Consider the following 8,159-nt stretch of genomic DNA (forward strand, 5'->3'; position numbering starts at 1 on the left):
AGTTATAAAAGCGAAGCGGCAAAACCTGATCAAGCATTAGATATCGGTCTAAAAGAATATCCCGATCCCAAACAAAATGCCTCGTTATGGGGACTTTTGCTCATGCCATTTAAAAACAAGCCCTCTACCAATCAACCCGATCACAAGTAAATACAGCATCTAACCATCAATCAATCTGGTAAACACAAACCAGTTATTTATGTCAAAGCCTCTCATTATTAACCAGCGTCACAAGTATTTTGAGCAATCATTCAATTTATATTTGAGTGATTGCTCAAAATCATTTATAGTAGTGTCCGTTATCAATTAAAAGACGATACCTTTACGATAACGAACTTTAACCTTACTCACTTATCATCGTGATTTTTCAATCTAAATAATTGCGTAAAACCTTAATGCTATTACCCATACTAAATAGGAATAATATATGACTGACTTTACATTGTATGACAAACAAAGCGCGCCAGCAGAGAGCACAGCACTACTTGAGAGCTCAATCAGTGCACTTGGTAGAATTCCAAACTTATATGCTGTAATGGCTGAAGCGCCTGGATTGCTTGAAGGTTACCAACGCCTGCATCAACTGTTCTTAGACAGCAGCTTTGATGACGAAGAGACCACAGTAGTATGGCAAGCCATCAACGTCGAGCATGAATGTGGTTATTGTGTGCCCGCTCATACGGCGATTGCCAAAAGCATGAAGGTCGATGACGCTATCACGGATGCATTACGTAATGAGACGCCCCTACCCACTGCAAAACTAGAAGCTCTACGTGACTTTACTCTGTCTGTGGTTCGCAGTCGTGGTAATGTCAATGATGAGGCTGTACAAGCATTCTTGGACGCAGGATTTACTAAGCGTCACGTGCTAGAAGTGGTATTAGGCGCAGCACAGAAAGTCATGAGTAACTACACCAACCATCTGGCTAATACGCCAATCGATAAGCCTTTTCAGAGATTTGAGTGGCATAAAGTTAAATAATGATTTACGTTATACCCATATCCAGATCGTGGGCTAGAAAAAATCTCATAAATAATGTGATTTAAGTATAAAAACGGGCAGCCTAGCGTTCTAAGCTGCCCGTTTTATTAACTGTCATGCTATTTTTACAGTGTTACTAGTACAGCATAAGTAATGGCAACTGACTCATTTTTATAACCCAATTTAACCAGCAGACATATCCTTACGCAGACTCTCTATAGAAGAAGCCATATCCTCTGCAAGTAACTGAACCGCTGTACTGTCAACATTGCGCTGAGCAAAGGCACGCAGCCCCATAACCTCAGCTTGTATTCGACGCGCTAACCTCAGTGGATCGAGCGTATCATCTAACTCTCTTAGTTGCTGCGCCTCCACAAAGCATGCGGCAAAACGCGCCTCCATACTGGCCAGTAGTTTTTCAACCTTCTCTAACGCTAATTGCTCACGAGTACCAAGCTCAAGCAAGCTTTTAACCAACATACACGCCCGACTAGGCAGATTTTTCTCGCGGATATCACCAAGCTCACGCATATAAGCCGCCAATCCTAATAAAGGAGAGTCATAGCTGCTTAATAGACGCTCAAGCTCCTTGAGCACTGCCTGTGCATAGTAATCAAGCGCTTCTTGAAACAAGCCCTCTTTATTACCAAAAGCGGCGTAAATACTGCCTGGTCGCATATCAAGCGCTTGCTCGATATCCTTTAACGAGGTTGCATGAAAGCCTTTTTGCCAAAACAGCTGTATGGCGCGCTCTAATGCTTCATGACGATTATATAATGTGGTACGTGACATAATATTCCAGTTTTATTCCATAAGTTTAGACAATAAAGTAAACATGGCTATACAATTTGAGTGACTACTCAATTTTATCTTGAATGATTATTCAAGTCCAGCTAAAGTAGGTTTACCAAATGTCAGCATTCTATTATCAAATTGATTGAAAGGCTGACTTATACTAAAAAAGGAATTTTTATGGCCACTATCTACTCAGCTCCTATTATCGTATTCGATGTCAACGAAACCTTACTCGATATCGAGACGCTCACGCCGTTATTTACACGCTTATTTGGCGATAATAACAGACTCAGAGAGTGGTTCGCGCAATTGGTTCTTTACTCACAAACCATGACTTTATCTGGTCTTTACACCTCTTTTGGTGAGCTTGGCGTTGGTGCATTGCAAATGACCGCAGATATTCATGCCGTTACGCTAACAGAAGACGATATTCAGGAGTTTAAGCAGCGCATGAGTGAGATGCCAGCTCACCCTGACGCCATACCTGCTTTGAGCAAACTGCGTGATGCAGGATTTAGAGTGGTGACCTTGACCAATTCAGCCCCCAGCGCTTCCCCAACGCCACTTGAAAAAGCAGGACTGAGTGAGTTTTTTGAGCGAAATTTCAGTGTTGCAAGTGTCAGTCAATTTAAACCTGCACCGGCAACATACCAAATGGTCGCTTGCGAGCTGTCCGTTGAGACCTCAGAGCTATGTCTTGTCGCTTGCCACCTGTGGGATGTTATCGGCGCTCAAGCGGCTGGCTGCCAAGGGGCTTTTGTAACCCGACCTTATAACGCGCTACTCTCGGCGTCCAATGTACCAAAACCCGACTTTATCGCTCCAGATCTCATTACCCTCGCTGAACACATTATTAATCATCAAAGCTCTTAGGCGGAGGGACAACAATTTATGGCAATTATTCCAAAAAGCTCTGTGACTGCATTATCTGACAGGCAATTTATGCAAAAAACTTGGTAATTGCCGTATTTGATGACATCTCTTGGTAGAATTTGTTACCATAACTGATAACGATTTAGATCATTTCACATTTATATTATTTCACTTAGGTAGTTTCATTTAGGTAATGCAGATATGGCAAAAAACGCCCTACAGGCTCAACTTCTAAAAGCAGGTTTGGTTGACAGTAAAAAAGCCAACAAAATAAGCAAACAGGCGCAGCATGCTAAGCGCACTGGCGATGCCTCCAATATCGAATCGAAAAAAGCCTTGGCAGATGCTCAAGCTAAGAAGTTAGAGAAAGATCAAAAGCTCAATCAAGAGAAGCAGCGCCTCTTAGAAGAAAAGATGCTAAAAGCCAATATTATTCAAATGATTAAGCAGCATCAACTGACTGAGACAAACGGCGATATCAGCTATCAGTTTGTCGATAATTCTAAAGTCAAAAAAATCTCTATCACTCAAAAGCTATATGATCAAATTGTGGCAGGTCATGTGGTCATCGCTCGCTTGGATGACAGCTATGCCCTACTACCGCGCCCGCTTGCCGATCGTATCGATTCAAAGATGACAGGCTTTATGGTGGTATCAAACGATACTGCAGAAGATGAGCTGGCAGAGGATGATCCGTATGCCGCTTATGTGATTCCAGATGATTTGATGTGGTAATCATTGCTATAAGTCACGCTATCGAAAAAGCCCTGTTGATTATCAATAAGGCTTTTTTGTGTAGGCATTCCAGCTGATATTCATATAGCAAAAAATCAAATCGCCTTGGCAAACTCTTGATGCTTTAAACCAATCGTTCTCAGCCTACCTTTATCGTCTACTTCTTTGATGACTAATGACCACTCATCACTGATAGCAACCGTATCGCCCGATACTGGCTTCATATCCAAATTGTCTATGACATATTCAGCAACCGTTTGCTCCCACATGCTTTTTGCGCTGACGTCAGATTTTACCTTTAGCTTATCTACCAAAGTCTCAGACGCCATAATACCGGTGAAAAATGGCAAATCTCCAAGCTTTACACTGGGTGATAGCAACCAATCACCATAAAAGTCATCGATGGCTTTACGATCGAGGGTGGTGTCATTAAAAATCTTGGCAATTTGACTGGCATGATTACCCCTCATCGCATACCAAACTCTATCCCCACATTTAAGCTTGGTCGTATCCTCAACTCTCACAATATGTTGCCGACGTACCAAGGCAAAGACACTTATCTCATCAGGGCTAACACGGTTAGAGATGCCCATCGGATGGCGGTCAATCGCAAATGCGCCAGACTTTACTTCAAACTCATATAAGGTAATACTCGCCTTATCAGATACCCAAACTTCATGCTCTTCTTCTGGGTCTTTATTATTCGGAATACGCACTTTGAACAAATTTGCCATAAAAGGAATGGTGGTGCCTTGCAAAATTAAAGACAAAACCACCACGCCAAAAGCAATATCAAATAGCATAAAGGCGCCCTCTATGCCTGCCATCACGGGCAAAATAGCAAGAGTAATGGGAACCGCACCGCGCAGTCCTACCCAAGAGACAAAACCGATTTCTCTGTCTTTAAATTTAAACGGTTTGACACTGGTATAGACAGCGATAGGACGGGCAATCAAAATCATAAAGGCCGCTATCGCCACCGAATAATACCAAACATCGATAACGTTCGATGGCGTCACGAGCAAACCTAATACCACAAACAGCACCGCTTGAGATAACCAAGCAAAGCTGTCCATCACCCGCATGACATGCTCGGTTGAGCGGACTTTATGGTTACCAATCAGTACACCGGTTAGATAAATCGCCAAAAACCCACTACCGCCAATAAGGTTGGTCGCGGCAAAGACTGCCAAGCCAGCAGACATAATCAAGATAGCGTACATACCTTCCGCTAACAGTATCTTAGGTAATAGCCTTGCTAATAAATAGCCGAACAGCAAACCCATGCCAAGACCAAAACTCAGCTGCTGTAATAGTAGCCCTAAAAAGCCCAGTAGCGTTTGCCCTGCGGAATCGACATTTAAGGCAATCAATCCTGTTACAAGCAAAATAGCCAAAGGATCATTGGCACCAGACTCTAGCTCCAATGTGGCTTGTACACGGTCGTTAAGCTTGACACCGCCATTACGCAGCAATGAAAATACCGCTGCCGCATCGGTCGAACCGACAATCGCTGCCATTAATAGACCAAAACGCCAATCGGCATCAAGTAGCCAAGTCACAAATATGCCCAGTATCATGACGGTCGCGAGGACACCCCAAGTAGCGAGGGTAACGGCTGGTTTTAAACCTACTCGAAAGGACTTAAATGAGGTACGCAAACCCCCATCTAACAAGATACAAGCTAAAGCAGCTTGCCCGACAAAATTAGCAATAGCATATTGGGAAAACTCGATACCTAAGATACCCTCTTCGCCCGCCAGCATGCCTACGACTAAAAACAACAGCAATAAAGGAACGCCCAAACGCGCTGACAAGGTACTTGCCATAATACTGGCAAAAATTAATACTGCTCCTACTAGATACAGGATATTTAAGGTATCCATCTTTTTTTAAGCCCTATGTTTATCAGTTATCAGTGGTGATGAGTCGCGCTGCGCGAGAGTATTGACCGTATTTTTTGGTAGGTAATATGACGAAACTGCTCTTAAGCATAACATTGTTAGCCAAATATAGAGAACCTCTCTACAAACAAATCATCGCAAGGATATTTAAATACTTTGCCTGCTTCTAGAAAATCATTTTTGCACTATGGTGATTACTGCTCTTCTGCAACGATCATTAAGCTTGAATGTATTGCCACGTCATTACTAAAATGGCTGCTGCCACTGTCCAAGCGATGGTGCCCAATAAAAGTGCCTTATATAAGCTGACATAGCTGATGCTAAAAAAGACCACACAGGTATAAATAAGATGCGGGATAACGCCGAGCATACTAAAGATTAAAGCGACCTTTAAATCAGCGGGGCTACGTTCAGTACCAACAATAAAGTGACTGATTAACGTAAACGTAGGGAAAAGTGGTGCAAGCGCCGCCAAATAGAAGAATCGGGTTTGGGCAAATAATTGAATCGCCAATACCATCAAGGCACCAATAAGCATTTTCAGCCAAATCATAATAGGGTCTATCCTTTTGAATGTTAATGGCTGCATCAGCCCAACCTACCATGATACTAAAGTATGCAAATTGACATAAGCACTATTGCCCGTGATAATAGAATTACTTTAATTTAATACCGTGCGGCTGAGATAAATTTTTCTTACTTGCTGTTATCACAGAGGTTACGAAAAATTTATCTCAGTTACACATGGCTATAATCTAGCGCTTGATCTTTATAGTGTCTATGGTTGCTGAATATCGAAAAAAAGACCATTGAGATATTAAACTCAATGGGCTTTCTATGATGAAAAACTATTAAATAGACTTAATCAGCTTTTGGCTTCAGCGCAGCGCTGATATCGGCTAGTAGTGGCGGGATATCATGCTTGCCAGCAATAACCTCTAACATAACCAGCTTGTCTTTGGCGGCAGCTGCTTGCTTGAGAGCCGCTTTTAGCTCGCCTGCTGTTTCTACTTTTAGTAGCAGACTATTATCATCGGTGGCACCAAACGCTTTTGGCATCAGCTGCCAATCACATTTAGGGATGTCGTTGTAATACTGGTTTTCACCATGAATGGCGCGCTCAACGGTGTAGCCATCATTATTAATCAGTACAATCACAGGGTTGATGCGCTCCTGAATCATGACCGCAATCTCTTGAATGGTCAATAAAGCAGAACCATCACCGATGAGCAAAATACTGCGCTTATGCGGTGACGCAATGGCACCACCCAAACTCGCTGGCAAAGTATAACCGATAGAACCCCACATTGGCTGTCCATAAGACGTTACGCCTTCTGGCAGACGCACATCACTGATGCCAAAATAGGCGGTACCTTGTTCAGAGAATACCAAGTTTTTATCATCAAGCGCAGCAGCAATGATATGCCATAAGTCATCTTGACGGATAGGTTCATCATCCTTGCCATGTTGCTCATGCGGCTTTACCTCTTCACAGAACTGCTTTGCTACAATATTGATACCTGAGGTCATGACTTCATGCAATACTTTTAAAGCGTCTTTTAAAGCGATAGGCGCAAAGTTTTTGCCTGCGATACTCGCACGCTCATAATGCAGGTCAACCACCACGTTTTCATCAATATCTTGGCTAAACCCTGCTGTCGTAGTGTCAGTATATTGCACACCAATTTTTATCAAACATTCACAGTTTTCGACCATATCCTTAACGACAGGACGCGATGCCACACCTGCATAAGTACCTGCCCAACGTGAGCTATTCTCATCAAGTAATGTTTTGCCCCATGATAGCGTTGTATAAGGGATATCAGTATCTGCAATCAAAGCTTTAAGCTGACTTTGCAGACCCAAACGATGCACCATCAAATCTGCCATGAGCGTCGTGGTTTTGTTTGGCAGAAACTCTATCAGCGCTTGTTTAAAATCTGACAAGGCCGCTTGACTGGTGATGTCTTCCTCACTATCGATAAGCTTGGTCGTTGGCGGATAAATTGGCGTTTTTGCCACATCTGGTGACAGTAGTAAATAGCCTGGTCGATGCTTTTTAAGAATCATACGAATGACCCGATCGATCTCAGAAGCAGCATTATCAGGCGTGATATGCGCGCGCGCCACGGTCACCGGCTCGACCATCTTGATAAAATGATTAAATACCCCGTCACCCAAAGTATGGTGGATACGGCGCTTTGAATCTTGCAAAGCAGTGCTAGGCGCACCAACGATATGTAGCACTGGCGTATACTCTGCAAACGAGCCTGCTGTGGCATTAATCGCTGACAACTCACCTACCCCAAATGTCGTTACCATAGCGGCAAAGCCACGCTCGCGTGCATAGCCATCAGCTGCATAACCTGCATTTAGCTCATTGGTATTACCTACCCAGCGTAATTTATCTGAGGCGAGTACATTGTCTAAAAAGGTTAAATTAAAATCACCAGGTACGCCAAATATCTCAGTGGCACCAGCTTCTGCGATGCGATCAAACAAATAATCAGCGATGGTATATTGTTGACTCATACTACTTATCCTTAAGTGTTATGTTTATAAATCATAAATATGATAAAAGGTATTATAAAACTGCATTCCAGCCTATTTATATAAAGCAAAGCTTTTGGAATGTAGATTATAACAATCTGTTATAACATGAATGATGGTTAAGATAGTATGCCAATTTACTATCTTTTACTTTTTTTCGCGATAGGTGTTGACAGGTTAAAAAAACTGCGTATAATACGCCTTCATCAACTGACGATAGTTAATTGATAATTAGCGGGAATAGCTCAGTGGTAGAGCATAACCTTGCCAAGGTTGGGGTCGAGAGTTCGAATCTCTTTTCCCGCTCCAAATACTTAAAA

At 42.6% G+C, this 8,159-nt stretch carries 7 protein-coding genes and 1 tRNA gene; 4 read left to right on the forward strand and 4 right to left on the reverse strand.

Features of this window, described 5'->3' with window-relative positions; all coding sequences use genetic code 11:
- Positions 1-427: 427 nt before the first annotated feature.
- Positions 428-982: a carboxymuconolactone decarboxylase family protein gene (locus ABYU67_RS11295; RefSeq protein WP_372845254.1), complete on the forward strand. Its 555-nt coding sequence runs from the start codon at positions 428-430 to the stop codon at positions 980-982.
- Positions 983-1,165: 183 nt separating this feature from the next.
- Here the strand turns inward: ABYU67_RS11295 and ABYU67_RS11300 are convergent, their stop codons facing one another.
- On the reverse strand, positions 1,166-1,774 hold the full coding sequence (locus ABYU67_RS11300; protein ID WP_372845256.1) for a TetR/AcrR family transcriptional regulator: 609 nt from the start codon (positions 1,772-1,774) through the stop codon (positions 1,166-1,168).
- Between the two features lie 180 nt (positions 1,775-1,954).
- On the opposite strand from ABYU67_RS11300, the gene ABYU67_RS11305 reads away from it, so the two are divergent.
- Positions 1,955-2,650 carry a haloacid dehalogenase type II gene (locus tag ABYU67_RS11305; protein ID WP_372845258.1) on the forward strand — a complete coding sequence of 232 codons (696 nt, stop codon included), beginning with the start codon at positions 1,955-1,957 and terminating at the stop codon, positions 2,648-2,650.
- A 201-nt stretch (positions 2,651-2,851) separates the two neighbouring features.
- Positions 2,852-3,385, forward strand: coding sequence for a DUF2058 domain-containing protein (locus tag ABYU67_RS11310; RefSeq protein WP_372845260.1), 534 nt, complete (start codon positions 2,852-2,854; stop codon positions 3,383-3,385).
- A gap of 95 nt (positions 3,386-3,480) precedes the next feature.
- Here the strand turns inward: ABYU67_RS11310 and ABYU67_RS11315 are convergent, their stop codons facing one another.
- From ABYU67_RS11315 to ABYU67_RS11325, 3 genes are all read right to left on the reverse strand, one after another.
- Positions 3,481-5,271 carry a potassium/proton antiporter gene (locus ABYU67_RS11315; RefSeq protein ID WP_372845262.1) on the reverse strand — a complete coding sequence of 597 codons (1,791 nt, stop codon included), beginning with the start codon at positions 5,269-5,271 and terminating at the stop codon, positions 3,481-3,483.
- Between the two features lie 235 nt (positions 5,272-5,506).
- Positions 5,507-5,842: a GlpM family protein gene (locus tag ABYU67_RS11320; RefSeq protein ID WP_372845264.1), complete on the reverse strand. Its 336-nt coding sequence runs from the start codon at positions 5,840-5,842 to the stop codon at positions 5,507-5,509.
- Positions 5,843-6,150: 308 nt separating this feature from the next.
- On the reverse strand, positions 6,151-7,821 hold the full coding sequence (locus ABYU67_RS11325) for an alpha-keto acid decarboxylase family protein (protein WP_372845266.1): 1,671 nt from the start codon (positions 7,819-7,821) through the stop codon (positions 6,151-6,153).
- A 252-nt stretch (positions 7,822-8,073) separates the two neighbouring features.
- Here ABYU67_RS11325 and ABYU67_RS11330 point away from each other — a divergent pair.
- A tRNA-Gly gene (locus tag ABYU67_RS11330) sits at positions 8,074-8,148 on the forward strand.
- The last annotated feature ends 11 nt before the right edge of the window (positions 8,149-8,159 follow it).

Origin of the sequence: Psychrobacter sp. (genome assembly GCF_041554015.1) — a bacterium.
Taxonomy (GTDB): Bacteria; Pseudomonadota; Gammaproteobacteria; order Pseudomonadales; family Moraxellaceae; genus Psychrobacter.

What these genes read in the sequence shown, in the direction of transcription:
- ABYU67_RS11295 (WP_372845254.1), top strand. Translation starts at nt 428, where the DNA reads ATGACTGACTTTACATTGTATGACAAACAAAGCGCGCCAGCAGAGAGC.
- ABYU67_RS11300 (WP_372845256.1), bottom strand. Translation starts at nt 1,774, where the DNA reads ATGTCACGTACCACATTATATAATCGTCATGAAGCATTAGAGCGCGCC.
- ABYU67_RS11305 (WP_372845258.1), top strand. Translation starts at nt 1,955, where the DNA reads ATGGCCACTATCTACTCAGCTCCTATTATCGTATTCGATGTCAACGAA.
- ABYU67_RS11310 (WP_372845260.1), top strand. Translation starts at nt 2,852, where the DNA reads ATGGCAAAAAACGCCCTACAGGCTCAACTTCTAAAAGCAGGTTTGGTT.
- ABYU67_RS11315 (WP_372845262.1), bottom strand. Translation starts at nt 5,271, where the DNA reads ATGGATACCTTAAATATCCTGTATCTAGTAGGAGCAGTATTAATTTTT.
- ABYU67_RS11320 (WP_372845264.1), bottom strand. Translation starts at nt 5,842, where the DNA reads ATGATTTGGCTGAAAATGCTTATTGGTGCCTTGATGGTATTGGCGATT.
- ABYU67_RS11325 (WP_372845266.1), bottom strand. Translation starts at nt 7,821, where the DNA reads ATGAGTCAACAATATACCATCGCTGATTATTTGTTTGATCGCATCGCA.